Annotated in this window: 30 protein-coding genes; 11 read left to right on the top strand and 19 right to left on the bottom strand. The window is 40.9% G+C overall.

Translation table 11 applies throughout. The annotated features are described in order from the left end of the window. Positions 1–10: 10 nt before the first annotated feature. A complete protein-coding gene (gene comGB / locus H4683_RS04135) occupies positions 11–1,066 on the bottom strand; it encodes a competence type IV pilus assembly protein ComGB (protein WP_192597573.1) in 1,056 nt (351 codons plus the stop codon). Next, on the bottom strand, positions 1,059–2,066 hold the full coding sequence (gene comGA, locus H4683_RS04130; RefSeq protein WP_192597572.1) for a competence type IV pilus ATPase ComGA: 1,008 nt from the start codon (positions 2,064–2,066) through the stop codon (positions 1,059–1,061). The genes comGB and comGA overlap by 8 nt, the downstream gene beginning before the upstream one ends. A gap of 343 nt (positions 2,067–2,409) precedes the next feature. Here comGA and H4683_RS04125 point away from each other — a divergent pair, with 343 nt between their 5' ends. Next, the gene (locus H4683_RS04125; RefSeq protein ID WP_192597571.1) at positions 2,410–2,652 is read left to right on the top strand and encodes a DUF2626 domain-containing protein; all 243 of its coding nucleotides are present in this window, start codon (positions 2,410–2,412) and stop codon (positions 2,650–2,652) included. A gap of 43 nt (positions 2,653–2,695) precedes the next feature. On the opposite strand, the gene H4683_RS04120 is transcribed toward H4683_RS04125, so the two are convergent. Then, a complete protein-coding gene (locus H4683_RS04120; protein ID WP_192597570.1) occupies positions 2,696–3,334 on the bottom strand; it encodes an MBL fold metallo-hydrolase in 639 nt (212 codons plus the stop codon). Between the two features lie 207 nt (positions 3,335–3,541). On the opposite strand from H4683_RS04120, the gene H4683_RS04115 reads away from it, so the two are divergent. Further along, positions 3,542–3,724 carry a DUF2759 domain-containing protein gene (locus tag H4683_RS04115; protein WP_192597569.1) on the top strand — a complete coding sequence of 61 codons (183 nt, stop codon included), beginning with the start codon at positions 3,542–3,544 and terminating at the stop codon, positions 3,722–3,724. 37 nt (positions 3,725–3,761) lie between these two features. On the opposite strand, the gene H4683_RS04110 is transcribed toward H4683_RS04115, so the two are convergent. The 5 genes from H4683_RS04110 to rpmG form a co-directional block, all read right to left on the bottom strand. Next, the gene (locus tag H4683_RS04110) at positions 3,762–4,862 is read right to left on the bottom strand and encodes a YqgU-like beta propeller domain-containing protein (protein ID WP_192597568.1); all 1,101 of its coding nucleotides are present in this window, start codon (positions 4,860–4,862) and stop codon (positions 3,762–3,764) included. Between the two features lie 140 nt (positions 4,863–5,002). Continuing rightward, positions 5,003–6,901: an LTA synthase family protein gene (locus tag H4683_RS04105; RefSeq protein WP_192597567.1), complete on the bottom strand. Its 1,899-nt coding sequence runs from the start codon at positions 6,899–6,901 to the stop codon at positions 5,003–5,005. Between the two features lie 236 nt (positions 6,902–7,137). Continuing rightward, positions 7,138–7,323: a YqgQ family protein gene (locus H4683_RS04100; protein ID WP_192597566.1), complete on the bottom strand. Its 186-nt coding sequence runs from the start codon at positions 7,321–7,323 to the stop codon at positions 7,138–7,140. Further along, on the bottom strand, positions 7,320–7,901 hold the full coding sequence (locus H4683_RS04095; RefSeq protein WP_192597565.1) for a 5-formyltetrahydrofolate cyclo-ligase: 582 nt from the start codon (positions 7,899–7,901) through the stop codon (positions 7,320–7,322). Before H4683_RS04095 ends, H4683_RS04100 begins: the two co-directional genes overlap by 4 nt. 59 nt (positions 7,902–7,960) lie before the next feature. Further along, positions 7,961–8,110 (bottom strand): 50S ribosomal protein L33, encoded by a 150-nt coding sequence (gene rpmG, locus H4683_RS04090; RefSeq protein ID WP_192597564.1) that lies wholly within the window; start codon positions 8,108–8,110, stop codon positions 7,961–7,963. A gap of 168 nt (positions 8,111–8,278) precedes the next feature. On the opposite strand from rpmG, the gene H4683_RS04085 reads away from it, so the two are divergent. Next, positions 8,279–8,641 carry a hypothetical protein gene (locus H4683_RS04085; RefSeq protein WP_192597563.1) on the top strand — a complete coding sequence of 121 codons (363 nt, stop codon included), beginning with the start codon at positions 8,279–8,281 and terminating at the stop codon, positions 8,639–8,641. Next, entirely contained in the window at positions 8,638–9,123 is a 486-nt protein-coding gene (locus H4683_RS04080; RefSeq protein WP_192597562.1) for an endolytic transglycosylase MltG, read from the top strand. The genes H4683_RS04085 and H4683_RS04080 overlap by 4 nt, the downstream gene beginning before the upstream one ends. Before the next feature lie 53 nt (positions 9,124–9,176). Here the strand turns inward: H4683_RS04080 and H4683_RS04075 are convergent, their stop codons facing one another. The 4 genes from H4683_RS04075 to H4683_RS04060 all read right to left on the bottom strand — a co-directional run bounded on the left by H4683_RS04075 (position 9,177) and on the right by H4683_RS04060 (position 14,323). After that, positions 9,177–11,363 carry a peptidoglycan D,D-transpeptidase FtsI family protein gene (locus H4683_RS04075; protein WP_192597561.1) on the bottom strand — a complete coding sequence of 729 codons (2,187 nt, stop codon included), beginning with the start codon at positions 11,361–11,363 and terminating at the stop codon, positions 9,177–9,179. A 112-nt stretch (positions 11,364–11,475) separates the two neighbouring features. Next, positions 11,476–12,078: a superoxide dismutase gene (locus H4683_RS04070; protein ID WP_192597560.1), complete on the bottom strand. Its 603-nt coding sequence runs from the start codon at positions 12,076–12,078 to the stop codon at positions 11,476–11,478. 107 nt (positions 12,079–12,185) lie between these two features. Then, positions 12,186–12,668 (bottom strand): DUF456 family protein, encoded by a 483-nt coding sequence (locus tag H4683_RS04065; RefSeq protein ID WP_192597559.1) that lies wholly within the window; start codon positions 12,666–12,668, stop codon positions 12,186–12,188. Between the two features lie 23 nt (positions 12,669–12,691). After that, complete coding sequence (locus tag H4683_RS04060; RefSeq protein ID WP_192597558.1) at positions 12,692–14,323, bottom strand: Na/Pi cotransporter family protein; 1,632 nt, start codon at positions 14,321–14,323, stop codon at positions 12,692–12,694. Between the two features lie 201 nt (positions 14,324–14,524). Between H4683_RS04060 and H4683_RS04055 the strand changes: the two genes are divergently transcribed. The 4 genes from H4683_RS04055 to H4683_RS04040 all read left to right on the top strand — a co-directional run bounded on the left by H4683_RS04055 (position 14,525) and on the right by H4683_RS04040 (position 17,208). Continuing rightward, positions 14,525–15,028 (top strand): DUF1189 family protein, encoded by a 504-nt coding sequence (locus tag H4683_RS04055; RefSeq protein ID WP_192597557.1) that lies wholly within the window; start codon positions 14,525–14,527, stop codon positions 15,026–15,028. 45 nt (positions 15,029–15,073) lie between these two features. Beyond that, positions 15,074–15,415: a hypothetical protein gene (locus tag H4683_RS04050; RefSeq protein ID WP_192597556.1), complete on the top strand. Its 342-nt coding sequence runs from the start codon at positions 15,074–15,076 to the stop codon at positions 15,413–15,415. A gap of 87 nt (positions 15,416–15,502) precedes the next feature. Next, on the top strand, positions 15,503–16,627 hold the full coding sequence (ispG, locus tag H4683_RS04045; protein WP_275403059.1) for a flavodoxin-dependent (E)-4-hydroxy-3-methylbut-2-enyl-diphosphate synthase: 1,125 nt from the start codon (positions 15,503–15,505) through the stop codon (positions 16,625–16,627). Then, the gene (locus H4683_RS04040; protein ID WP_192597555.1) at positions 16,624–17,208 is read left to right on the top strand and encodes a 5' nucleotidase, NT5C type; all 585 of its coding nucleotides are present in this window, start codon (positions 16,624–16,626) and stop codon (positions 17,206–17,208) included. Before ispG ends, H4683_RS04040 begins: the two co-directional genes overlap by 4 nt. A gap of 44 nt (positions 17,209–17,252) precedes the next feature. Here the strand turns inward: H4683_RS04040 and H4683_RS04035 are convergent, their stop codons facing one another. The 3 genes from H4683_RS04035 to H4683_RS04025 are packed head-to-tail and all read right to left on the bottom strand — an operon-like array spanning position 17,253 to position 19,299. Beyond that, entirely contained in the window at positions 17,253–17,669 is a 417-nt protein-coding gene (locus H4683_RS04035) for a Fur family transcriptional regulator (RefSeq protein WP_192597554.1), read from the bottom strand. Beyond that, positions 17,666–18,532, bottom strand: coding sequence for a metal ABC transporter permease (locus H4683_RS04030; protein ID WP_192597553.1), 867 nt, complete (start codon positions 18,530–18,532; stop codon positions 17,666–17,668). Before H4683_RS04030 ends, H4683_RS04035 begins: the two co-directional genes overlap by 4 nt. Continuing rightward, entirely contained in the window at positions 18,529–19,299 is a 771-nt protein-coding gene (locus tag H4683_RS04025; protein WP_192597552.1) for a metal ABC transporter ATP-binding protein, read from the bottom strand. Before H4683_RS04025 ends, H4683_RS04030 begins: the two co-directional genes overlap by 4 nt. Before the next feature lie 102 nt (positions 19,300–19,401). Between H4683_RS04025 and H4683_RS04020 the strand changes: the two genes are divergently transcribed. Beyond that, on the top strand, positions 19,402–19,650 hold the full coding sequence (locus H4683_RS04020) for a hypothetical protein (protein WP_192597551.1): 249 nt from the start codon (positions 19,402–19,404) through the stop codon (positions 19,648–19,650). 108 nt (positions 19,651–19,758) lie between these two features. Here H4683_RS04020 and H4683_RS04015 read toward each other — a convergent pair whose 3' ends face one another. Both H4683_RS04015 and H4683_RS04010 read right to left on the bottom strand, forming a co-directional pair. Continuing rightward, positions 19,759–20,646: a deoxyribonuclease IV gene (locus H4683_RS04015; protein ID WP_192597717.1), complete on the bottom strand. Its 888-nt coding sequence runs from the start codon at positions 20,644–20,646 to the stop codon at positions 19,759–19,761. A 14-nt stretch (positions 20,647–20,660) separates the two neighbouring features. Then, positions 20,661–21,956 (bottom strand): DEAD/DEAH box helicase, encoded by a 1,296-nt coding sequence (locus H4683_RS04010; protein ID WP_192597550.1) that lies wholly within the window; start codon positions 21,954–21,956, stop codon positions 20,661–20,663. Positions 21,957–22,068: 112 nt separating this feature from the next. On the opposite strand from H4683_RS04010, the gene vrrA reads away from it, so the two are divergent. Both vrrA and H4683_RS04000 read left to right on the top strand, forming a co-directional pair. After that, complete coding sequence (vrrA, locus tag H4683_RS04005) at positions 22,069–22,512, top strand: VrrA/YqfQ family protein (RefSeq protein WP_192597549.1); 444 nt, start codon at positions 22,069–22,071, stop codon at positions 22,510–22,512. Between the two features lie 64 nt (positions 22,513–22,576). After that, entirely contained in the window at positions 22,577–23,554 is a 978-nt protein-coding gene (locus H4683_RS04000) for a 4-hydroxy-3-methylbut-2-enyl diphosphate reductase (protein WP_192597548.1), read from the top strand. Positions 23,555–23,599: 45 nt separating this feature from the next. On the opposite strand, the gene H4683_RS03995 is transcribed toward H4683_RS04000, so the two are convergent. Next, positions 23,600–24,397, bottom strand: a complete 798-nt coding sequence (locus H4683_RS03995; RefSeq protein WP_192597547.1) for a Nif3-like dinuclear metal center hexameric protein — start codon at positions 24,395–24,397, stop codon at positions 23,600–23,602. After that, entirely contained in the window at positions 24,394–25,092 is a 699-nt protein-coding gene (locus H4683_RS03990) for a tRNA (adenine(22)-N(1))-methyltransferase (RefSeq protein ID WP_192597546.1), read from the bottom strand. Before H4683_RS03990 ends, H4683_RS03995 begins: the two co-directional genes overlap by 4 nt. Between the last annotated feature and the right edge of the window lie 39 nt (positions 25,093–25,131).

Here is a 25,131-nt window from a genome sequence, read left to right as displayed (position 1 = left end):
ATTTCCCCTTTCAGAATTTATCCATCATCCCGTACACAGGTAAAAGCAAGGCAAGATAAGCTGCTAATATGCAAATCGCTATGATACTGAACAATGCCGGTTGAAGCAACGCCAGTGCACTTGTTAGCTTTTCATCAATTGTTTCAGCTAGATGATCACTGTAAATGGTAAGTTCTTTCGGTAGATGGCCGCTATCTTCACCATGTTTTGCAAAAGCAGATAGCTGTTTCGTCAAGCCTACCGTTAAATGGGCTGCCATGTAAAAAGACTCTCCGAAAATAACTTGTTCTTTCACCTTTTTTGCGATTTCACCTAAGACAACATCCAACCTTTGGCCAATCAATACATCGAGTGCGCGTTGCATAGACAATCCTGATTGGAGTAGACTTCCCATTTCGCTTGCGAAATCCCTGGTCTTCATCATCGAAAAGAAAGGCCCTGCAATCGGTAGTGACATGAAAACACGGATTTTAGTTTCTGGTCTGAGCTTTTTGTACACAATTACACAAACTGTAGCTATACATGCGAAAATCATAACTATGCCAAAAATTAAATCGGGAATCTTGGTCACAATAAATGGTAAGGATGAAATAAATTCACCCCCTTCAGATTGTCGAGAAATCGCAAGTGCTTCCATATTGGGTAAAAATAATCGGCGAAAGGCGATTAAGAGGGCCGTGATGAAGAAAAAAAGAACGAGCGGATACATCAGAAGATTTTTTAACTTCTTTTGCTTTTCTTCTTTTTTCCTTAAACGTTTTGCCATTCCGTTCAACGCTTGAGCAAGTCGTCCATCTATCTCAGCAATTGCAACAGGCAGTAGCGACCCTGGCGAAAACCCTACTTGACCAAGGAGGTGAGTGACACCAAATCCCTCTTTAAAATCATCATTTAATCTCTCGAGAAGGACATCGTAATTTTTCGTATGATGCGGTAATAATAAAGTTAAACCGTCATGAAAGGTATAGCCTTCAGTTAATAGCACCGAAAGTCTTTCAAGGAAAGCAGGCCGGTTTACAAGAATTTCTTTTTTCCGAAATAGAGAGTAGTTAGTATGTTCACTCATTTTTAACCACTCCAGAAAATCCATATTTTTTGATTAACGACTCTACTTTGAGTTCATCAGGAACAACGATTCGATTACCTTTTATAATTGTGTCCGCCATCTGATCAAGCATGTCCCCCTCAATGATTTCAAATACCGCACCCACCTTCCCTGCCGCATTCCGCATAAGACGCTGTGCTGAAATACAGACCACGGTTTGTCTTAATTCTTCTGTGGAGATACCAAAATCCATCATCCGATAAAAGCAACCGGCAGGGTCTTTTGAGTGAATAGATGTAAGTACCAAATGTCCGGTTAATGCTGCTTGAACAGCAATTTTCGCCGTTTCACTATCTCGGATTTCTCCAATCATAATGACGTCTGGTGAGTGGCGTAAAATTGCCTTTAAACCGCTTGAATAGGTCATACCCGATCGCTCATTAACTTGTATTTGTAACAGATGAGAATGATTGTTTTCTACAGGGTCTTCTAGTGTAATGACATGCCGTTCAAGCTTGTTCACACAATGTGCTGTCAAAGAGTAGATTGTCGTCGTCTTGCCGCAACCAGTCGGTCCAGTCAAGATAATCAACCCCTGTTGCTCAGAAACTGCATGACGTAATTTATCAGCCCATGATTTTTCAATACATAAATCATCAATTGCAACAATTCTGTCATGTTTTTGCAAACGGATGACAACACTTTCCTTCATATGAATGGATGGAATTGTTGAAACACGGAAAGAAAAATTCTCTCCTTGTATTTGTTTATGAAATGAACCACTTTGGGGTTTGCGTCTATCGCTTATATCGAGTGAAGACAAGAATTTATAAAATGAAATCATTCGGCCCGCCAACTGTGGGGGGATTGTGCCGGACCGATCAAGTTTTGAATCTTTTTTGAATGACACATCATAACCATCCCTCATCGGTACGAGATGGATATCGGTTGCCTCATGTCTAATCGCTTTCTCAAGTAGTTGAAAGCTTTTCTGTTCGATAATGTTATCCTGGTTCACCATTGAACACCCCTCTTCTTTTAAGAATGATCCATATCCGTCCTTAGAAACATGGCTATAGATTATTCCTTCTTTTTAGACGGAAGACCGCTTCTCGTCTTACGACACAGTATACGATGGTCGAAAAGAAATTGGAATACTTTTCCTCAAAGCCGAATTGTGTATGGCAAAATGGGGTCAAATTTAAATTTTGTCCCCATTTCTATGCCTGATTTTATTTCGAATGAAAAACCGTTATACACTTCTTTGTCACAATGAAAGAACGATTTGAGTTTACATCTATAGCCGTTATCCTCTATAATGAATAGGAGCTTATTGTAATGTTTTATTAAGGAGGGACGCACACATGGATAACATGTTCAAGCTGATGGGCTTCTGGACAGGCATTTTTGCTGTAATGTTTTATATAGGTGACATGCTACCAGCTGCACTTCTTTTTGTAGCGAACACAGGGTTCTTCCTTCTACTTGGATATTTGAACCTGACTGAACGGATGTACATGTACTTATTCGGAGCTTATCTGATGATTTTTATGGTCGCATTCAGCTACTACTCAACGTTTATACACGTGCCGGGAGCTGGCCACTAAAAGTACATACAAAAAACAGCCATTTTGGCTGTTTTTTTGTTTTCTAAAATCCATTCAAAAATGGATTCGAATCTTTTTCGATAGCAGGGGTCGTCGAAGGTCCGTGACCAGGATAGATAATGACACCGTCATCCAGCGTTAGCAGCTTATCATGGATGGATGTCAGCAACTCTCGCGTATTCCCTCCTGGTAAATCTGTCCGACCAATGCTTTGCTGGAATAAGGTGTCTCCAACAAATGCACAACGTTCTAGCTCAAAAATAAAGGAAACGCTACCCGGTGAATGGCCAGGTGTGAATCTTGCTTCAAATTTAAATGGGCCAATCTCCATCATGCCTTCTTCGGTAATAAGATGATCCGCTTTCCTCCCCTGTACATAGGGCAAGCCTGGATAGCGCGCGGAACCGTTCAGAACAGCATCTGAAAGCCATTCTCGTTCTTCACTATGAAGATAGACCGGGATATCAAATCGATCTCGTAATGCATCGACAGCGCCGATGTGATCAAAATGGGCATGCGTTAAAAGAATAGCCACTGGTGTTAACTCCAACTTTTTTATTTTTCGAATCAACCGCGTCCCTTCTTCACCAGGATCAATGATTAAACAATTACCTGATTCATCTTGGATAAAGTAACAATTCGTCTGAATCGGCCCAAGTGGATATGTACGTATTTTCAACATGCTCCTCACCTCCTGCAAATTAGTTTACGCAATATGCAATACGATTTCAATGAATCGTCACTAATTAGCCTCGACAAAGTTGTTTGTAAACAGTACAATAGAAGAGGAATATCGCTAAATCGGACTTGCACAGGATGTGCTGACTTCTGCATTACTCACATCCTGTGAGCAATGCAGAAGTTCCTCTTTGAAAGGAGTGTCTTCCCAATGAATTTATTGATGGTAATTTTTGGATTGGTCGCAATTTTAGCAGTCGTTGGAACTTTCCAGGCTTTCAAAGAACGTAATGCTCTGAGCGTTGTCTTTAACCTTGGAGCTGCGGTCGTATTCGGAGGCTTTACAATTGCAACAATTGTATACCAAGGTTACCCACCGACTTTGGTGCATTAAAAATAAAAACATCCTTGCTTATATGCAAAGGATGTTTTTATTTACCTAAAAATGATAGCCATGTTATTGATTCTCCAGTTTCAGCATTGATGACCGTCTCCAAAGCTCCACCTGCCAAGCACTTCTTCCCAGATGGAGAACAGCGGATGTCCCCTGCAACTAGATGTTCATTCACAACCTCTTGTCTGCCTTCCACTATGCGAATAAGGCGATACGGCGACGTTAACTCATCAAGTTGTCCTCCTGTTTCAGGCGAAGGTAAAAAGACAACATCATTTGAAATCCACTCAATCTCAGGAATCACCCATTCTGAATAATTGCTGACTGCAGGCATCGTCCATTCATAGCGAATGGCCCCACTTAGATCCATGATGGTATACGCTGCATCCTCTTTCTCATTAATGCGTACAACAACAATAGACTCTTTATATGTATCGAAATAGACAACATCCTTGACGTCTAGTTTCCCGAAATTTTCAGTAATCGGATTGTATGTAAGAAGTTCGCCGCCATCTAATATATGACCCTCGACATGACCGATAACAATCAATTCTTTGCCAAACCATTTAGGAAATGGGTCTTTCATGGTTAGCGATTTCAAATGAGAACCCTTACCCTCGTAAAGGTACAGATTGAACGACCAATCCTGTTGAAACGCCGTAAACAAAATTAACGATGGATCGATGTCATTCCATTCGATTGTAAGTTCAGAGGAGGCGATTTCAATTTCATCCTGTAGCATCCCATCTATGGTTAGAATTTTAACGATAGCGGATGCCGGGTTATCACCCGTATGTAGTAAAATATACTTTTTAGAGGGGTGGATAAGGACATCGACAATAACGGATTTCTCCTGAAATAACGTTTTTGTTTCTCCTGAGTGCAAATCAAAACTGTTGACATTGTATAGCCCTGCATCTTTTTCAACATAAACTACGGCTGAATCTGTAAGCCAGCCTGCAACGAAATGGAATTTTGCAGAATCAGCAGATAGTAAATTGATTATTTCTTTAGATGTTTCATGATTATTTTCGACCGGATTCGTATATCCTGGCACTTTCTCTACTTCATCCGATTTATTTGTACAACCTACTACTAATAATGCTGTCAAACCGAATACGAATACGATCTTCCTCACCGCGCCCGCCCCCCCATTATGATTTTTGTTCCGTATTAGCGGGTAGTAATACCCCCCAACTTTAAGGGATGAGGAGCCCCTCTTTTGAAGTTTCACTTTACCGAAAAAAGGCTGCACGGAAAGTTCCGTGCAGAACCTCATCATTCTTTCTGTTGACCTTTTATCTCCGGATGTTGAGTTTGTTCTTCCTTGAATCTAAGAAGATCCCCATTAATAATCATATCGGAATAATCAAGCTCAGTGGTAGTCCGTTTGATAAACGGTTCACACGCACCACTATCCGTTTCTTCACCCGTCTCATTGTCATAACAAACTTCTTGGGCGTATACATTCTTATCAGTTACAAAACGTCCATCGCGGAAAATAACAAACGGTTCGTGATCAGGAGAAAAAATATCCGCCCCCATCTGCATATCCTCTTTCGTACTAATACCTAATAGATGAAGGATAGTCGGTCTCAAATCAAGTTGTCCGGCAAGTTCATCCATTTCTTTCCCTTTACCATAACCCGGGATATGGACAAACAATGGCACTTTTTGCAAGATAGCATTGTCATAAGGTGTGATTTCCTTATCTAAATACATACTCATCGCTTTATTATGGTTTTCCGAAATACCGTAATGATCTCCGTACATAATAATGATTGAATTATCATACAGTCCTTTTTCTTTTAAATCATCAAAGAAGACTTTGACTGCTTCGTCCATATAACGTACAGTCTGAAAATACTTATTCAACGTATTCGAATTAGAAGTATATTGTGGAATAAGCATATCTTCCTCATCGAGATCGAATGGATGGTGATTAGTTAATGTAATCACTCTCGAAGCGAATGGCTGTGGCATTTCTTTCATCAAATCAACTGTTTGTTCAAAGAATGGAATGTCTTTCATTCCCCAGTTGACAGCCTGCCCTTCACCAATCTCATAACTTTCAACATCATAAAACTTGTTGATACCAAGTGTGTTATACATAATATCCCGATTCCAGAAACTACGGTTGTTTGCATGCATAACATTCGTGAAATAGCCATTTTCTCCAAGTCTTTCAGACAACGAATCATACGTATTTCCACTATGCGTAAAGAATACCGCACTACCATTCCGCGGATGCAAGGAGTTTTCAAGAATGAACTCCGAATCCGATGTTTTCCCAAGTCCTGTCTGGTGATAAAAATTATTGAAATAGAACGTATCTTTATCATGTGTCAGCTCATTTAGAAACGGTGTGATCACATGTCCATCCATCTCATTATTGATGACAAAGTTCTGCAATGATTCAAGTGAAACAATGATGACATTACGTCCTTTTGCGACACCATACATATCAGGATTTGGCTCAGTGTAATTGGCATTGATATAGTTTCCTACTTCTACAAGTTCACTACCATCTGCAAGTGCACGTTGTGCGTGTGATTTGGATTGAATGAACAAATCATAGACGTGGTAGTTGTAAGCCCCGATATTTTTGACAAGAAGTTCTCTATCAAAACTACGTGTTAATAGTTGCGGTCTTTCCATTTCAGCAAGACCAAGGTTTACCATCATAACAGCGGCGGTCATGACAAAATAAAGTTTGCGCCCGATTTTTCCACGCTGTACCTTTGGCTCCTTTTCTGACACATAACGCATTGCAAAATAAATGATCAAGACGTCAGTGAAGAAAAAGATATCAGTCAAATGCATATTGGCTGTAACCGAAGAAGATAAATCTCTGAAATTACTCGTTTGAAATAGAACCGGCAATGTGATGAAATCGTTAAAAAACCTATAGAACACTGCATTACTAAACATTACAATAGAAGTGAGTATACTTATTGTCAACAAATATATATTGCGTTTTTTTGTACTCTTCATGAATAGCGCAAAGCCGTAAACGAATAAAAGGAAGCTGAGAGGATTCAAAAACAAAATGAATTCCTGCATCATATTATCGATTTTCATATTGAAGCTTGTGATGTAGCCGAAATACGTTGTAAGCCATGTTGCGACTATTGCGATGATGAGTACGGAATGTTTGGGCCATACTACTTTCTTCATTCCATCTCTCCCTTTCAAAATATAGTAAGTATCATTTTTGTAACTGTTTAACATTCGGTCACTACATAAATAGACGTTACAGTTGTAAAATAGTTTCAAAATCTAATAAAAAAAGGTCAAAAGAACTATGATATATAAGTTGAACGAAAGATTATCGGTCTATTTATACTTGAATAGTTGAAACAAACGCGTCAAATAAGCATCTATAGATTCAATATATAGGTAACTCATTTCCACTATACGGATGACTCATTTCGTAAAATAAGCATTGCGGTGATATAATCCTCTTTCAACAATAATCCACTATCATAAAGATCCTTCACTTCCGACTGCATAAGAAAGATATCATTTCTCCTATTACCAGTATAAACATAGATTCCAAAACGCTTCAACAGCTGGATAATTCCGAATAGATTCTTCATTTTCCGCACTCACTCACCCGACAGAGAATCACTTGTTGCTCCGTGAATATCTTTTCAACCGGAATATCATGGTTTTCTACCGGGACTATATAATTGGTCTGGCATTCGAAAGCTAGTGATAGTGCCCCACCTTTAAAATCTGCCATATAACGATCATAATAGCCTCCGCCAAAACCGATTCTGAATCCTGCACTTGAAAAAACAACTCCGGGAACGATTTGTAGACTAATGTTATCTTTGTTAATCGCTTCGGTTTCATCAACAATTGGTTCTAAAAGGTCCATATATACGGTTTCCAAGCTGTCGTATGATGTGATAACGCGAAAATCCATATCACGTGTTACAGCGTTGCATTTCGGTACTGCTATTCGTTTACCAGCTTTCCAGGCAGCTTCGATTAGTAGTCGCGTATCCACCTCGGGAAAACGGGAAATGGTGATGCCTATCGTGTTGGCTTCACGAAATTCAGTAGATGCAAGGAATCTATTCGTAATATCAAAAGATTGCTTTTCATGTTCTGTTCGATTCATTTTATTCATGACAGCTAGAAGTTGGTTCCTAAATTGTTTTTTCTCCATAGACCATACCCCCGTTTCAAATGAAAAAACCAAAACCCGTGAAGGTTTTGGTCAAAGCATCATTTCGTTTCACGGTGCAAAGTTTGTTTCATTTCACGTGAGCAGTATTTTTTCATTTCAATACGTTCTGGATTGTTACGCTTGTTTTTCTTTGAATGATAGTTGCGCTCACCGCAATCTGTGCAAGCAAGTGTAATATTTACGCGCATTATTGTCCCTCCCACTCATCAGGAATATTAAGTTTAATATGAGCATGTTTATACGACTAATCAATTGTAACACATCATCCGCCTATATCCAATAGAAAGCTTGAAATTTCTTTACTGAATAACATATGGTAACATGGATACAAATCTTACTATCAAAGGTGTGGTGAAATGAACATTCCAATAATCCTACTCATTATTGGACTCATATGTAGTATTGCTTCTTTCTTTATTGGTAATTCATCCAGCAAGTATACAGATGATTTAGAGAAAGTTTCAATTAGTCTCTACCAAGAGACGAATAGCTTAAGTAAAAGATTAAAAGCTGTTGAGGAGGAACTAATGATTGGTGTTGGGCCATTGCCTTCCAGTAGCCTACGAATAGCGAAGGAAAAACCTGTTCACGAAGTCATCGTCAATCAAATTCTATCACTGCATTCACAAGGTTACTCAATAAATGATATCGCTAACCGTGCGGCATTATCAAGTAATGAGGTTCTTGCAGTATTGCAATCGAAAGGCGCGATTGCATGATACGAGAGTTATTACGCGCAGCTGGAATTGGTTGCATCCTTGCAGGTAGTATCCTCTACTTTACTAACTCCGGAAAGAGTGTTTCAGATGCAGAAATTCGACAAATGCAAGACGAAGTAAAAAACCTTCGTGGAAAACTTTCCAGAACAAACGAGGAATTGGCAATTGCCCAGACAGCAACATCGGTAAAAGTAAGTATTCCTGAAATTGAAAAAAATACGCACAACGACGAATCAAAAAATGACAAAACGGTTAACAATTCATCCAAAGTCATTAAAACCACAGTAAAGATTAAACCTGGTTCAAATTCAACTGTCGTCTCCGCTACATTGGAAAAGTTAGGTATTGTCAAGAATGCTGACAAATTTAATGCGTTTCTTACTGATAATAATCTTTCAGGAAAAATCCAAATTGGAGAATACGAATTGGATTCCTCTATGGACTTCCAAAAAATCGCTAAAATGATTACAACAATAAAATAAAACACATCACCAATGCGACAATCGTCGTATTGGTGATGTGTTTTATTTTCCGCCTATTTTTTATGTGCCGGTTTTATTGGTAAGGGTGAGGCGGAAGCCTTTTCATTTTTAAGTCTTTTCCCCTTTAATTCGAAATATAAATCCGCGGCAGATCTTGCAAGTTCATTATTTGGATGAGGGGGATTTTTATACTGGGTTGAAACATGCGGTACAATCACCGCAAAGGCAATCTCCGGATTTTTATAAGGTGCGAACCCTACATGTGTGACGGTGATTGTTTTTGTTCCCCATAGACTTCGGTCGTCCCCTTCATAATAACCGGATTGGGCTGTTCCTGTTTTCCCGGCAGCGTCGTAGGAAGCCCCATCAAATAGACCTTTTCTATCCGCTCTCCCTGTGCCTCTCGGATCGTAGTACGTATAATGCATTCCTCGTTTCACTTGCTCAATTTCCTCATCGGTATTATTAATTCTGTTCAATACTGTGGTTTCATTCTCCTGAATGAGCGGGCCAAATGTCTTCCCATCAGATGACGGTTCATGGATTTGTTTCAACATTTTAGGGGCAATCCGGTATCCCCCATTTGCAATTGTCGCAACAAATTGTGCTATTTGAAGAGGAGTGTAAGTGTCAAATTGCCCGATTGCCAAGTCTAATAGTTTCCCTGGCTCTTTTCGATTCGGTTCTGTTGACATACCTGTCACTTCTCCCGGCAGGTCTATGCCTGTTTTTGTCCCAAGACCAAAAGAGGCATAACTATCACGTAACTTATCAAAAGCTCCAAAATCAATTCTTAATCTACCATTTCTCACGTATGAATAGTTTGCGATTTCCATCGCGATTTTAAACATGTAAACGTTAGACGAGCGACCGATTGCTTCGATATCATTAACCGCTACGCGCCCATACTGGTTAAAAAGTGAGCTTTTAGGTACGTTCCCGACAATAAGCGGTTCATCAATTTTTGTTTCGTTAATCCGTGCCGCGCCATATTGATATCCCGCCAATAAGGTCGCAGGTTTAATTACTGATCCGACTTCGTATGCCGTACTGAATGTACCGAAAGTAAAATCCCTTATCTCATTTTTACCGGTTTCCTCATTTTTCACAATTTTCTTCCCTACCAAAGATAGAACCTCTCCGGTATTCGGATCTAACATCACAAGAAATGCGCGATCTAATAACTTCGAATTAGGACCCGCCTTTAGTTTAAGAAGCTTAGCCGATACAAGATCTTCCAGTCCCTCTTGGAGTTCACTATCAATCGACAACATCAAATCTTTACCGGGTTCACCTTCTCTTACTGTCTTAGTTTCGACGATTCGACCACTACGATCTCTAACATTTTTCACGATTGTTTTCTGTCCTTTTAGCAACTCTTCATAATATTGTTCAATGTAACTTCTTCCAACCCGATCATTTCTTGAATAGTCCCTTGCTAAATAATAATTCAAATGACTATCAGGTATTCCTTGGATAGGGCTTGTCGTCGAACCTAGAATTGTACTCTCCGACATTTTTACACGTTCCCAGTCTGTCGTCGTATCAACCCCGGTCATCAATGGCTCCATTAAATGCTCGGAAACTGCCGCGAATTCTTCATCTGTTACATCTTCATTTTTGATGATTTGAGGGGAATCGGCATACCCTGACATCATTTCTCGGTAAATCGCTAGTACTTCAAGCTCTTCTTTTGTAAATGAATTCCGTTCGTCTTCCGTAATGCGTTCACGTGTTAATCGGTTGAGTTCGCGCTGGACGTCTTTTTCAGCAAGCGAGTTATCTTTTCTAATCGCCGCCTCTTCTTTTTTAGAAACCTTCGCTATCGCTTTTTCAGAATTCAACAATATCCAAAAATCCCTTTTGTCTGCAAGTGTGATGCGTTTCGTATTCTGGTCAATCATCTTTGCAAGTTCCCTAGCTGTGTCAAGCATTTCTTGCGAGGTTGTTGACAACGTTTTCGTATATGTAATGGCATTCTTCGGATCATTGCCAACAAGTAATCTACCCGTACGGTCAAATATACGTCCTCTTGCTACATTTGTGTTAACAGCTTTTTCTTCCTTCTGCTCCAATAATCGAGTATAGTCTTCCCCTTTGACAATTTGTAAATAACCTAGTCGAAGAATAAGCAATGAAAATAGGATGAAGATCGAGAAAAACAGGAAATTCATGCGGAATGCGATATGTTTCCTTTGGCGTATTTTAGCCTGATCTGCCTTACGCACCTGCTTTTTCATAATGAGCCCCCTTGTTCTTTTGTTCATGCTGCATTATACCATCCCAAAAAGAAAAAGCACATATCTTGACGAACAAGATGTGTGCTTTGTTCCTTTAAAACTAGATAGAAAATTATTTACCGTAACGTTTTGCAACTTCATTCCAGTTAACTACATTCCAGAATGCGGCAATATAGTCTGGACGACGGTTTTGATAGTTTAAGTAATAAGCATGTTCCCAAACGTCAAGTCCAAGAAGTGGTGTTTTACCATCCATTAGCGGTGAATCTTGGTTTGGAGTCGAAGTGACTTCAAGTTCCCCATTATTCAAAACTAACCAAGCCCAACCTGAACCGAAACGTGTTGCGCCTGCTTTTGCAAATTCTTCTTTGAACGCATCAAAGCTGCCAAATTTCTTATCGATCGCTTCAGCTAGCGAACCTGATGGTTGACCGCCACCATTCGGTGAAAGCAACGTCCAGAAAAGTGAATGATTCGCATGTCCTCCAGCATTGTTTCGGACAGCAGTACGTTTATCTTCAGGTACAGCATCAAGATTAGAAATTAGGTCTTCAACAGACTTGCTTAGAAGTTCTTCATTTCCTTCTAGTGCGTTGTTCACGTTAGTGATATACGCGTTATGGTGTTTCGTGTGATGGATGTTCATCGTCTCTTTGTCGAAATGTGGTTCTAATGCATCGTATGCATAAGGTAGTTCTGGTAATTGGTAAGCCATTTTTCCATTCCTCCTTGAGGGTTTCGGTAAATTGATAAATCTGGTACATACTCAACATTATCAAAATGCTGAAAAACGTTCAAATAAAACGGACTAATTTCGGTAGTTTATTTGACGAAGAAGATAAACACAGAAATCATAACGATTAAAACGAAGCCTTTTGTTACGACTGACGTCAAAAAACCGACAAGAGAACCAATTCCCGTCTTAAACGCCTGCTTCAGTCCTGATTTCGAAAAAGCAAATTCTGCGATGACTGCGCCTAAAAATGGCCCAATTAAAATACCTGCTACTGGGATGACAAACGGGCCAATGAGAAGACCAATCGTACTTCCCCACATTCCCGCTTTCGAACCGCCAAACTTTTTCACACCGATAAGATTGGATAGCGTATCCGCAGCAAATAACAAGATAACAAATAGTATTTGGATGCCCCAGAACAAGAGGGTCATATTGTCAAATGTGTTAATGAAACCATAAAGGAGAAAGCCTCCTACAATGAAAAGTGCAGAAGGTATAATCGGATAGACCAATCCTGCAAATGCAATAAGGAACATGACGCTTACGACAATCCAACTGACAACTTCCACAGTAGCTTTCCCCCACTTCTATTTTACATTCTATTACCTAGAATTGCCTCAGCGATATTCACTGCATGGTCACCAACCCGCTCTAAGTTTGAAACGATATCAACAAACACCATTCCAGCTTGTGCAGTACAGGCACCTTCATTAAGACGGATAATATGTTTTTTCCTGAATTTCCGTTCCATTTTATCGATTAAATCTTCCTTTTCAGCGACTGTTCGAGCTAATTCAACATCGTTCAAATTAAGCGATTCAATAGCTTTTTGAACTGTTTCAATTGTTAATGTGAACATTTCCGTTAAATCCTGCATGGCATCCGAAGTCAATTTCACACGATTAACATCCCGAACATCAATCAATTCCACAATGTTTTCAAAATGATCCCCAATTCGTTCAATATCCCTAACCGAATCCATGAGCATCATATGACGGCTTGACTCAAGAGATGAAATACTAACAGATGATATTTCAACAAGATAATCCGTTATTTTTCGGTCCAAGTTATTAATCGCATCTTCTATCTGATACGCTGTCTCAGCATGTTTTTTATTTCCTGTTTTCAAATACTCAAAGGATTGTTGAAGACCTTGAACACTAAATTCACCCATTCTAATAATTTCTTCTTTAGCCTGTCCAATTGCAACAGATGGTGACTGATCTATGAAGTGCCTGTCTAAGTGTTTCGGCTTATATTCAATCGTTACATCTTCACCCGGAATGAGCTTCGTTACTAAATATGCCCATGTGCCAATCAATGGAAACTGAAGAACCGTATTCGCCACGTTAAATGACCCGTGTGCAAATGCGATTTGCATTTTACTTTCAAGTAATAATATACCTGATAGCCATTCTACATAGGCGGTGAAAGGTACTAACAGCAACATGAAGGCAATCGTCCCAACTACGTTAAAGAGAACATGTGCCGCAGCAGCACGTTTCGCTGCAACTGAGGCTCCAATAGAAGCGAGGACAGCCGTAATCGTTGTTCCGATATTATCTCCAAAAAGTATCGGTAAAGAAGCTTGAAGATTGATAAGGTTTTCCGAGTATAATCCTTGCAAAATTCCAACTGTCGCACTGGAACTTTGTACGACCAATGTAAAAACCGTCCCGACCACGACTCCGAGCAAAGGTTGGTCGCTCATTGAAATAGTCAAATCGGTGAAACTTTCAAGCGTCCGAAGTGGTTTCATTCCCTCGCTCATTAATTCGAGTCCAAGGAAAAGACCTCCAAAGCCAAAAACAACTTCACCAAAATTCCTAACCTGACTTCTTTTAACAAAAAAGATGAGGAATGCACCGAACGCCATGATTGGTAATGCATATGCACCAACATCAAGCCCAATGATGAATGCTGTCACGGTTGTTCCAATGTTTGCCCCCATGATGACTCCAATCGCCTGGCGGAGCGTCATAAAGCCAGCACTTACAAGTCCAACAGTAATCACGGTTGTTCCTGAACTCGACTGTATCAACACCGTGACGACGATTCCAACGAGTACACCCATGAAAGGGTTCGTCGTGAATCGATCGAGGATTGTGCGAAGTCGGTCCCCAGCAGATTTTTGGAGGCCGTCACCCATATACTTAATTGCGAACAAGAAAATGCCGAGTCCGCCAAGAAACTGAAAAAGCATTTCCTGCCAGTCCACTTCCATTAAACAGTCAACCTCCATCAAACTTTATATGTATAACATCTCATTATGTTAATAAAAGCAACCCATTGTAAATAGAAGTAAGCAAATCTTTACATTCCCTTAACAATTCGTTAACAAAATGTCATCATTCTGTCGAAAATAGATTCAAACATTTTTTCTACAGGGAATGATAGACTATGGATAGATGAAGGAGGTATCGCAGTGAAGTTCCACCAACTTGTTAAAGCAGCTGTCTATGAACCAAAAAAACTTGCGGCATTTCGATTGTTACCGATTGGGAAGGTATTTCGGTACGTCTTCTTATTCGTGTCATTATTTACAATCATTTCATTCATCCGCTATGTTACAGGTGAGGTGGTATTGTTCGAGGCTTCTCCTGAGCTAATAGAATACAGCAAAATAATCGGTTGGATTATTTATCCAGTTGCTTTCCTACTCCAGCTTGTCATTAGCACTTTTTATATCTTTATTCGCATCAGTATTTTCGCTGCTGTTGGATTGCTATTATTGAAAATACTGAAAAGACGTGGGGAATTCCGACATATGTGGAGGACGGCGGCAATTGCAATAACCGTACCAATCCTACTAACAATTGTACTCGACTTTTCTCATTCAATGAATGGCTACAGCACGATTTCAACATCGATTATCCATCTTATATATATTGCAACAGCTGTAAAGTATTACCCGAAAGCACCTCAATGAATACTTCCTCCTTCCGAACATATAGTAACGGAGGGGGGAATTTTCATGAGAATACTACTACTCGCCATCTTTTTATTCATAACAATCCATTTCATCCGCCTAGACCTAGCTGAAGGAACAATTCCACTTGCAGGTTTTACTAAAAAACAAAAGCTCTGTGATAAAACGGAGGAAACCGCTTCTATCCCTATCACGACAGTCGATGGCGATACAATTGAAACATTATTCGCACTCTATCCTGATTCAGAATCGAATTTTATTGAACGATTATCTTCCTTCTATTCGTTAAATCCACATCTTCAAAACCAACAGCTCATCGGCGGAGAGAAGATTATGCTTCCACTTACTCGAATACAATCTGAAAATTGTACAGAATCCGATAGATAAGGGCTGTCCCTTGTCTTTTTGTCGTAATGATTGATAAAATAGAGATAGTTGTTAAGTGAGGCTATGGCCCATTAAGGAGAGAATTAAATGAGTGAAATGATAAACAGATCACAAACAAGACCCGTCCGCGTTGGAAATTTAACGATTGGTGGAAGTGACGAGCTTTTCATCCAAAGTATGACAACCACGAAAACGCATGACGTAGAAGCAACTGTCGCTGAAATTTTACGTCTTGAAGAAGCTGGCTGTCAGATTGTACGTGTTGCGTGTCCGGACGAACGTGCCGCCTATTCAATCAGTGAAATTAAAAAGCGTATCACTATCCCGCTTGTAGTTGATATCCATTTCGATTACAAACTCGCCTTGATTGCGATTGAACAAGGTGCAGACAAAATCCGCATCAATCCTGGGAATATTGGTAGACAAGCCAAGGTCGAAGCAGTCGTCAATGCAGCCAAAGCGAAAGGGATTCCCATTCGTATCGGCGTCAATGCTGGTTCACTTGAAAAGCAATTTCTTGAAAAATATGGCTATCCAACTGCGGATGGAATGGTAGAAAGTGCCCTTCATCACATCAAAATATTAGAGGATCTCGACTTTCATGACATCATCGTCTCTTTGAAAGCATCCGATGTGAATCTAGCAGTCGAAGCTTATAAAAAAGCAGCTGCGGCTTTCGATTATCCGTTACATCTTGGAATCACAGAATCTGGCACATTGTTCGCAGGATCCATCAAAAGTGCAGCCGGTCTTGGAACACTTCTGTCAGCTGGAATCGGCAACACACTACGGGTTTCCTTAAGTGCAGATCCCGTTCAGGAAGTAAAAGTTGCACGCGAATTGCTGAAGATTTTTGCTCTTTCATCGAATGCAGCAACCCTTATCTCTTGTCCGACTTGTGGACGCATCGAAATCGACCTGATTACTATTGCCAATGAAATCGAAGAGTATATCTCAACAATCAAAGCGCCATTGAAGGTAGCTGTTCTTGGTTGTGCAGTCAACGGCCCTGGGGAGGCGCGTGAAGCAGACATTGGCATCGCAGGAGCCCGTGGTGAAGGTCTGCTCTTTATGAAGGGGAAAACGGTCCGCAAAGTACCTGAAGCAACAATGGTCGAGGAACTGAAAATGGAAATCGATAAACTTGCGGAAGAATATTTCGAGAAGCAAAGACAAGAAGCACTCCACTTACAAGGTGGCAAAGCGGAATGAGACATCTCCGTTTTGGCATCGACATTGACGGTACAGTGACCTGCCCCACTTCCCTATTGCCACATATCAATGCGCATTTCGGAAGTAAACTGACACTCGATGATATTAAAGAGTACGAGCTAACAAAGGCCTTCACTGTTGATGAAAAAGTGTTTTATGAATGGTATAAGGGTGCTGAACCGCATATCTACAGTTCATCCCCTGCCCAAGTACATGCCAAAGAAGTTTTGGACCATTGGAAATCGCAATTCGAGTTGTATTATATTTCAGCCCGTGGGAATCATGTCTATGACACGACAGTAGACTGGTTTAAACAGAAGGAAATTCCCTATGATCATATCGAACTTGTCGGTAGTCATTTCAAAATCGACGCAGCTAAAAAGTTTAATGTCGATGCGTTTTTTGAGGATAAGCATGACAATGCAGTTGATATCCACGAGGAACTTGGCATTCCAGTTATTTTGTTTGACACGCCTTATAACCGCAATCCTATTCCGGAGGGCGTTATCCGTGTCTACAATTGGCAGGAAGCGAATCATTGTATTCAGAAACTCTTCCCAACTGAAGTAATCATAAAATAAAAACACTGTGTGTGACTTTTTTATAACGTCACACACAGTGTTTTTTATATAGGAATACACGCTGGACATTTCCCATATATTTCAAATTTATGCCCTTCGATCTCATAGTCCGGTAAATTAACTGCAATCATCTCCATCGGGCAATGTAGAATGCTACGCGTCTTTCCACAGGCTGTGCAGATGAAATGATGATGATGCTTGCCTAGATTACATTGCATGCGGAAATGTCGTTCACCGTTCAAATCTGTTTCTTCAAGTATACCAAGCTCTTCGAAGGTCGATAAATTCCTATAAATTGTGTCGAAACTAATTCCCGGATTATCATCTTCCATGAAGTTTTTCACTTCGAGAGCCGTAAGATAACGGTCATTAATTGAAAAAAATTGTAAAATCGCTTCCCTATTTTTCGTGCGTTTAAACTGGTTTTCCTGAAGGATACGCCAAGCTTCATCCAAATTCATACCAATTCCCCTTTCCCTGCAAATGAACTACGATTACCCTGAACCTTCTTCCAACCCAATACCGCTAGCAGAATGAGAATCGATGTAATGACAATTGTTCCCCCAGGAGCAATATCCATATAAAATGCAGCGACGAGACCGATGATGACAGCAGACTCACCAAAAAGGATAGAATAAATCATCGCCCCTTTAAAGCTTTTCGCAAGTTGGATTGCCGCTGCAACTGGAATCGTCATCAGCGAAGATACAAGCAAAATACCAACAATACGCATCGACGCCCCGATAACGAGCGCAGTGATAATCATGAATCCCATCTGTATATAACGTGAATTAATACCCGACACTTTTGCGTACTCCGGATCAAATGAGAGTGCGAAAAGTTCTTTATTAAAGAAGTAAATATAACAGATAACAATAATGGCGATAACAATAACAATCGTAAGATCTTGTCTGCTAACCGCTGAAACTGAACCGAATAGATAGCCGATTAAATCGGATCCAAAACCTTTCGATAATGAAATAAAAATGGCCCCAAGCCCTATTCCGGCCGATAAAATGATTGGAATGGCCAACTCTTCATAATGACGGTATGCTCCCCGTAACTTTTCGATTAGCAAAGACCCTCCAACAGCTGATGCAATCCCTAAATAGACTGGATTCACAGTGGCAAAAAACAGAAATTGTTGACTTAAATAGAGACTCCCCGCAATTCCCGCAAGCGCAACATGGCTTAGTGCATCTGCGATGAGCGCAAGCCGCCTCACCACAATGAACAAACCAAGGAGTGGTGCAATAACTCCGATGATTAGACCGGAAAGAAATGCATTTTGTAAAAACTCATAAGATAAGATTGCACTAATCATTCTTGTACCTCCGGCGCATGCTGATGGACACGGCGTACAGGATGTCCATACCATTTTGAGATATCGACTTCATCCATTTTATTGTAATCGGATTGTACGCCATGAAAATGCATTGTTCGGTTAAGACAAGCTACATGTGTCGCAAGATCTGTCACAAGATCGATTTCATGCGTAACGAGGACGATTGCGATGCCATGTTCACGGTTTAACTTATTGAGCATAGAATAAAAGGAGGCAACATTCTGTTGGTCGATTCCCACCGTCGGTTCATCCATGATTAGAAGATCCGGCTCCCCGACGAGCGCTCGTGCTATAAATACACGCTGCTGCTGTCCACCGGATAATTGTCCAATGCTTTGCGTAGCAAAACTGTCCATTCCAACAATGCGAAGAGACTCCAATGCTTTTTGTTCATCTTTCTTGGAGTATCTTTTCAACAAACCTACTTTACTTGTCAAACCACTTCTTACAACTTCAAACACTGTAGCTGGAAAACCAGAGTTAAATGAATTTGATTTCTGCGAAACAAAGCCAATCCGTTCTCGATCTTTAAATGACTCGAGATTCTCTCCGAAAAGCTTGACCGAACCACTAGATGGTTTTAATAACCCAAGAATAATAGTAAGAAGCGTCGATTTCCCAGAACCATTCGGACCAATCAATGCCCAAAACTCTCCTTCCCCCACTTGCAGGGAAATATGTTCAAGAACAATTGAATGGTCATAACTGAAACTGACATCGTCCAATTGAATAATAGTTTTTGTCATTTTACTTTCCCTTCCAAAAAACAGGAATCATTACGATTCATATGTAAAATTATAATATATTGCACGAAGGGATACAACCTTTTGAGAAAGAATGGTGAATGAATGGATTATGTACAGCTTTTGAATGAAGTGAAAATGAGAAGTGATGGAGAGGTTCAAACGATTGCATGGCATTATGGCATAGACCTTTCAAAGAAAGAGATTGGGGAACTTCGCCCATTACTCAATGACATTTCATTCCACTGGATTTTCACTGGAGTACCCGAAAGTTTCCTCGACAAAGTGAAATATGCAATCGGACATGAAAAGACCGCAATCTTATTTCAGAAGTATTTAGATTCTACAAACTAATAACAGCGCTGAAACCTGAACAGCTTTTTAGGTTGAAAAACATTTACTTTTATTTCTTTTGAAATAAACCGTCTGCATATTGTTTCCTTTGCAGACGGTTTTTCTGTATTACACTTTTAACATTTCAATCTTAGCTGGTTGAAATGACCCAGCTTTGAACATCTCAATTTCGAATTTATATGGTGCTGTTTTATTTTTCGGATCGGCACCGACAAAGGGAGTTTCAAGTATTTTAGGAATCGATTGAAAATCAGGATGATGGACAATGAATGAAAGTGGTTCAAAGCCGATATGGCCGAAACCAACATTCTCATGACGGTCCTTCATCGCTCCTCGTTCGTTTTTACTATCATTTACGTGGATGACAGAGATTCTATCCTTGCCAACAATTTTGTTAAACTCATCCAGCACACCTTCAAAGTCATTGACGATGTCGTAACCTGCATCATGAACGTGACAAGTATCAAAACAGACCGCTAATCGTTCGTTATGTGTAACGCCATCAATGATTCTTGCGATTTCATCAAAATTACGACCGCATTCAGTCCCTTTTCCTGCCATCGTTTCAAGGGCAATACGGACAGGAAAGTCCTGTGAAAGGACCTCATTTAGGCCCTCAATTATTTTTGCGATACCGACATCGACACCTGCACCGACATGAGCCCCTGGATGAAGGACAATCTGTTTTGCACCAAGTGCGGCAGTCCTTTCAATCTCCTTTTGAAGGAAGTCGACACCTAGCGCAAATGTTTCCGGCTTAGTTGTATTCGCGATATTGATGATATAAGGTGCATGGACAACGATATTCGACATTCCGTTGTCTTCTATATACAAATGCCCCGCTGCGATATTCAGCTCTTCAATCGGCTTCCTACGCGTATTCTGGGGCGCTCCAGTGTAAATCATGAATGTAGTTGCTCCATAGCTTGCAGCTTCCTCACTTGATCCTAGCAGCATTTTCTTGCCACTCATCGATACGTGGGAGCCAAGTAACAATGATGGTTGGTTTGTCATTTTTTCCGAGTAAGTCTCCTTTCTCGTTTTTGAATTTTGGCTACTTGCTGAGCCATTTTCTTTTTATAACCCGGTTTCACTTTCGCCGGTTTCTTAACAATTGAATTCGCTTTTCGATCGATTGCGTCTTCCTCTTTAACCCTATTTTGTCTAGCATGTCGTTCTTTAACTTCAACCCATTCAGCATTTTTCACATCTTCGTGAACAAACGGAATACCCAACTTTTCGATTTTGACAATCTTGTCATTTTCAGACGGCTCGTACAAAGTGATTGCCGTCCCTTCATTTCCCGCGCGTGCAGTTCGTCCAACACGGTGAATGAAAAATTCAAGTTCGTCCGGAAGTTCGAAGTTGATAACATGGCTGACGCCCGGAATATCGATTCCGCGTGCCGCCAAATCTGTCGCAACAATATATTGAAACTCAAGATCGCGTATCTGTTTCATCATCCGTGTTCGTTCACGTGGCGCAAGATCGCCATGTATTCTTCCCGCTTTAATGCCATGTTCAGCAAGATAATTTGCCAGACCGTCCGCATTTTGCCTTGTATTCGTAAAGATAATTGCCAAGTACGGATTGATTGCTTCCAACACTTGAAGCAATTTTTTCTTCTTGTTCATACTACGAACAGGAACAAGAGAATAATGCATCCCTTCAGTCAACGGTTTACGTTCGCCAATTTTCACATGGACCGGCGATTCCATATATTTTGTAAGGAACGGTTTTAGTTTTTCTGGAATCGTTGCAGAGAATACATACATCTCCAACGATGCCGGCATTTTCGATGCGAATTTATCAATATCCTCGATGAACCCCATATCAAATGCAAGATCCGCCTCATCAATTACTAAAATAGTGGCTGTATGAATTGCCAAAGCACCATTTTCAGCCATGTCACTGATTCGTCCTGGTGTCCCTACGACAATATGCGGATTCGATTTCAATTTTCCGATAGAACGTTGCTTATCCGTTCCACCAATGAGTAGCGTACTCCGAATAGCTGTCCCCTCTGTCATCTTCGTAAGTTCATTGAAGAGCTGTGTTGCTAGTTCCCTCGTTGGAGCTGAGATGACTGCTTGAAGCCCATCAATTGCTACATCCGTGCGTTCGAGTACCGGAATAATAAAACTATGTGACTTCCCGGTTCCTGTATGTGCTTGGCCAATCGCATTCGTCCCTTTTAGGATAAGCGGTATGATTTCCTTTTGAATCGGTGTCGGGTTTTCAAAACCGAGCCTCCCGATAGCTTCCCGAATAAACGGTTTGAATTGATAATCTGTAAACTTAGACATTTTAATGCCTCCTAACGTACATCTATTGTAACACGATTCCGTTCCACCGTATGCGATTTTCGCATAGTATACAGTGTGAAAGTTCATTCTAAATCAACGAAAGGGGTTAATCATGAGGTATCAGTCCTTTTATCCATTCGCACAACAGCATTCTTCACCGTTTAACATGGGACAACCGGGCTTCGGACCACCTCCACAGATAAGTCAACCGCAGGCACCAAGACAACCGTTTCAAGGAGGGGCGATGAGTAGCAATCCGTTTGGTGGTCCGGCGGCTAGTCCTGAAATACAAAGCCCTTCACGAATGGAGTCTTATATGCAGACAGCCAATCGTTTTTTAAATACTGCCCAACAATTCGCACCTGTAGTCCAACAAATGGCTCCAATGATGCAAAATTTGCCTGCCATGTGGAGACTTTATAAAGGCTTCCAGTCACTTCCGTCCGCAGGCGCTTCTGCAGCAAGTAGCGCCGCCGCTACAGCCGCACAATCGGTCGCTAGGAGCACAGTTCCTGGTCCTTCGATTCCAAGAATTTTTCAACCACCTGGGCGATAATTTTGAAACAGTTCATCGACTTCGCTATAATGGATGATAGATCCTACTAGAGGAGTGAGTATGCATGAAAGTGTTGAAGATTTCCCCACGAGGCTATTGTTACGGGGTAGTCGATGCAATGATTATCGCGAGAAATGCGGCCCTCGACAAAACATTGCCGAGACCCATTTATATATTGGGAATGATTGTCCATAACAAGCATGTGACCGATGCATTCGAAGAAGATGGCATCATCACATTGGACGGTAAAAATCGTTTGGAGATCCTTGAGCAAGTCGAAACTGGAACGGTCATATTCACTGCACATGGCGTTTCCCCTGAAGTTCGGGAACTTGCAAAAAGAAAAGGACTTGTATCCATCGATGCGACATGTCCTGATGTAACCGTAACTCATGATTTAATTGAAGAAAAGACGGCTGAAGGGTACGATATTGTTTACATCGGAAAAAAATATCATCCCGAGCCAGAAGGTGCCATCGGAGTTGCCCCGCATGCAGTCCACCTCATCGAAACAATCGAGGATGTTCGGCTACTAGATATACAAAACGAAAAACTTCTTGTGACCAATCAAACGACGATGAGTCAATGGGATGTTGTTCATATTATGGACGCACTCAAGGTGAAATATCCGCATATCGAAGTGCATAAAGAAATTTGCCTTGCAACACAGGTAAGACAGGAGGCAGTTGCGGAACAAGCAGGAGAATCAGAGCTTCTCATCGTTGTCGGAGATCCGAAAAGCAATAACTCAAACCGTCTTACCCAAGTTTCCATCGACATCGCCAATACCCCTTCCTACCGTATATCTGACGTTTCTGAATTGGATATGACATGGCTTGAAGGTGTTACTACAGTGGCAGTTACCGCAGGTGCATCCACACCGACCTTGATTGTCCGTGAAGTGATTGCTTTCTTGGAGAATTTCAATCCCGAAGATCCAGCTACACATCAACCGGAGCGAAAATTCGAGATGAAGAAAATTCTTCCGAAAATTAAAAACCCAACGCCTGTTGAGCGCATCGAACCGTATGAAACGACATGAAATTAAATCGACCTCTAAGTACAGAGGTCGATTTTTTCATTTTTCTTATATGAAATTAAATGGTTCCGTACTGATTTCCGACTTAAGGAATTCCACATTAAAGCCTGCTTCCTTGCACGCATTCATCATGTATTCCACGACTCCTTCAATCATCACTTTTTCGATATTGTGACCGGGATCAATGACGGCAAGTCCCATCGCTTCCGCGTCATGGGCAATATGGTAATACAAATCGCCCGTAACAAGGACGTCCGCACCACTTCTTTTTGCAGCCCCGATGTATTTATTGCCATCTCCGCCGAGTACCGCTACTTTTCGAATGACTTTTTCCGGATTTCCAACAAAACGTAGTGTTGGAACTCCAAACACGGACTTTACATGTTCCGCAAACTGCTTAAGCGTCATTTTCTCAGCCGGCTTCCCAATACGACCGAGACCGTATTCATTATATGTCTGTTCTACCACTTCCGTGTCGATAAGTCCCAATTTTGAAGCGAGCATATCATTCACTCCACCAGGCGCTATATCGAGATTCGTATGTGCAGCGTAGACGGAAATATCGTTTTTAATACATTTCTCAATCAACCTGCCTTGTGGGGTGTCGGTTAAGATATTTTTCAGCGGTCTGAAGATGAGTGGATGATGCGCAATGATGAGATTTACACCTTGTTGTATTGCTTCATCGACTACTTTTTCATTGACATCCAATGTGACAAGCACTTTGTCAACCGGTCGATTCAATTGCCCGATATGGAGACCTACCGGATCCCCCTCCATCGCAAAACGCTTCGGAGACCATTTTTCAAAAAGAGCAATGATTTCTTGGCCATTCACTTTTTTCACGGTTCCAACACCTTTCCGACAAGTTCGATATACGCAGTTAACTGTTCTTTTTTTGTTTTAATTGCTTCGGTTTCTTCCGCACTTTCAAGTGATGCAAGTACGCGATTCCATTCCGTCAATTCGCGTTTCCATTTTTCAAGGAACACAGCTGATTTCGTAACAAGGAGTCTTGGTCCGACAAGCAATTCCATTTCATCATAAGTAGCCGACCCTTTTTCCAATACGAGGATTTCATAGATTTTGCCGTCTTCCTTCAATATGTCCTCTTCAATGATTGTCCAGTCATTTAAAACAGCCCATTCGCGGATTGCTTTTGCATAAATGTTCGGCTGTGCAATGATTCGTTTCACGTGAGCAAGACAAGCTTTTCCACTTTGCAAGATATTGGCGATAAGTGGGCCACCCATTCCAGCAATTGTCACCGTATCGACGGCATCATTTTCTTCGATAGCAAATAATCCATCTGCCATTCGGACTGTCACCCTATCTGAGAGACCCTCACGCCGCACATTTTTCACAGCAAATTCATATGGACCTTTTACTACTTCACCCGCAATCGCCTTCTGCACTTTCCCTGTATGGATAAGAAAGCAGGGTAAATAGGCATGATCACTGCCGATATCTGCCACGACTGCTCCTGCATCTACAAAAGAAGCGACCGCCGCAAGCCTGTTTGATAATCGAACGGTTTTCAATAAATCCCCACCTTTTATGGTTTCAATAGTATGAGTTCT

The sequence above is a fragment of the Sporosarcina limicola genome (genome assembly GCF_014873855.1).
GTDB classification, from domain to species: Bacteria; Bacillota; Bacilli; order Bacillales_A; family Planococcaceae; genus Sporosarcina; species Sporosarcina limicola.
The sequence above is the reverse complement of the archived record's forward strand: the minus strand, read 5'-3'. Positions and strand labels throughout refer to the sequence as shown.

What these genes read in the sequence shown, in the direction of transcription:
- comGB (WP_192597573.1), bottom strand. Translation starts at nt 1,066, where the DNA reads ATGAGTGAACATACTAACTACTCTCTATTTCGGAAAAAAGAAATTCTT.
- comGA (WP_192597572.1), bottom strand. Translation starts at nt 2,066, where the DNA reads ATGGTGAACCAGGATAACATTATCGAACAGAAAAGCTTTCAACTACTT.
- H4683_RS04125 (WP_192597571.1), top strand. Translation starts at nt 2,410, where the DNA reads ATGGATAACATGTTCAAGCTGATGGGCTTCTGGACAGGCATTTTTGCT.
- H4683_RS04120 (WP_192597570.1), bottom strand. Translation starts at nt 3,334, where the DNA reads ATGTTGAAAATACGTACATATCCACTTGGGCCGATTCAGACGAATTGT.
- H4683_RS04115 (WP_192597569.1), top strand. Translation starts at nt 3,542, where the DNA reads ATGAATTTATTGATGGTAATTTTTGGATTGGTCGCAATTTTAGCAGTC.
- H4683_RS04105 (WP_192597567.1), bottom strand. Translation starts at nt 6,901, where the DNA reads ATGAAGAAAGTAGTATGGCCCAAACATTCCGTACTCATCATCGCAATA.
- H4683_RS04100 (WP_192597566.1), bottom strand. Translation starts at nt 7,323, where the DNA reads ATGAAGAATCTATTCGGAATTATCCAGCTGTTGAAGCGTTTTGGAATC.
- H4683_RS04095 (WP_192597565.1), bottom strand. Translation starts at nt 7,901, where the DNA reads ATGGAGAAAAAACAATTTAGGAACCAACTTCTAGCTGTCATGAATAAA.
- rpmG (WP_192597564.1), bottom strand. Translation starts at nt 8,110, where the DNA reads ATGCGCGTAAATATTACACTTGCTTGCACAGATTGCGGTGAGCGCAAC.
- H4683_RS04085 (WP_192597563.1), top strand. Translation starts at nt 8,279, where the DNA reads ATGAACATTCCAATAATCCTACTCATTATTGGACTCATATGTAGTATT.
- H4683_RS04080 (WP_192597562.1), top strand. Translation starts at nt 8,638, where the DNA reads ATGATACGAGAGTTATTACGCGCAGCTGGAATTGGTTGCATCCTTGCA.
- H4683_RS04075 (WP_192597561.1), bottom strand. Translation starts at nt 11,363, where the DNA reads ATGAAAAAGCAGGTGCGTAAGGCAGATCAGGCTAAAATACGCCAAAGG.
- H4683_RS04070 (WP_192597560.1), bottom strand. Translation starts at nt 12,078, where the DNA reads ATGGCTTACCAATTACCAGAACTACCTTATGCATACGATGCATTAGAA.
- H4683_RS04060 (WP_192597558.1), bottom strand. Translation starts at nt 14,323, where the DNA reads ATGGAAGTGGACTGGCAGGAAATGCTTTTTCAGTTTCTTGGCGGACTC.
- H4683_RS04050 (WP_192597556.1), top strand. Translation starts at nt 15,074, where the DNA reads ATGAGAATACTACTACTCGCCATCTTTTTATTCATAACAATCCATTTC.
- ispG (WP_275403059.1), top strand. Translation starts at nt 15,503, where the DNA reads ATGAGTGAAATGATAAACAGATCACAAACAAGACCCGTCCGCGTTGGA.
- H4683_RS04040 (WP_192597555.1), top strand. Translation starts at nt 16,624, where the DNA reads ATGAGACATCTCCGTTTTGGCATCGACATTGACGGTACAGTGACCTGC.
- H4683_RS04035 (WP_192597554.1), bottom strand. Translation starts at nt 17,669, where the DNA reads ATGAATTTGGATGAAGCTTGGCGTATCCTTCAGGAAAACCAGTTTAAA.
- H4683_RS04030 (WP_192597553.1), bottom strand. Translation starts at nt 18,532, where the DNA reads ATGATTAGTGCAATCTTATCTTATGAGTTTTTACAAAATGCATTTCTT.
- H4683_RS04025 (WP_192597552.1), bottom strand. Translation starts at nt 19,299, where the DNA reads ATGACAAAAACTATTATTCAATTGGACGATGTCAGTTTCAGTTATGAC.
- H4683_RS04020 (WP_192597551.1), top strand. Translation starts at nt 19,402, where the DNA reads ATGGATTATGTACAGCTTTTGAATGAAGTGAAAATGAGAAGTGATGGA.
- H4683_RS04010 (WP_192597550.1), bottom strand. Translation starts at nt 21,956, where the DNA reads ATGTCTAAGTTTACAGATTATCAATTCAAACCGTTTATTCGGGAAGCT.
- vrrA (WP_192597549.1), top strand. Translation starts at nt 22,069, where the DNA reads ATGAGGTATCAGTCCTTTTATCCATTCGCACAACAGCATTCTTCACCG.
- H4683_RS04000 (WP_192597548.1), top strand. Translation starts at nt 22,577, where the DNA reads ATGAAAGTGTTGAAGATTTCCCCACGAGGCTATTGTTACGGGGTAGTC.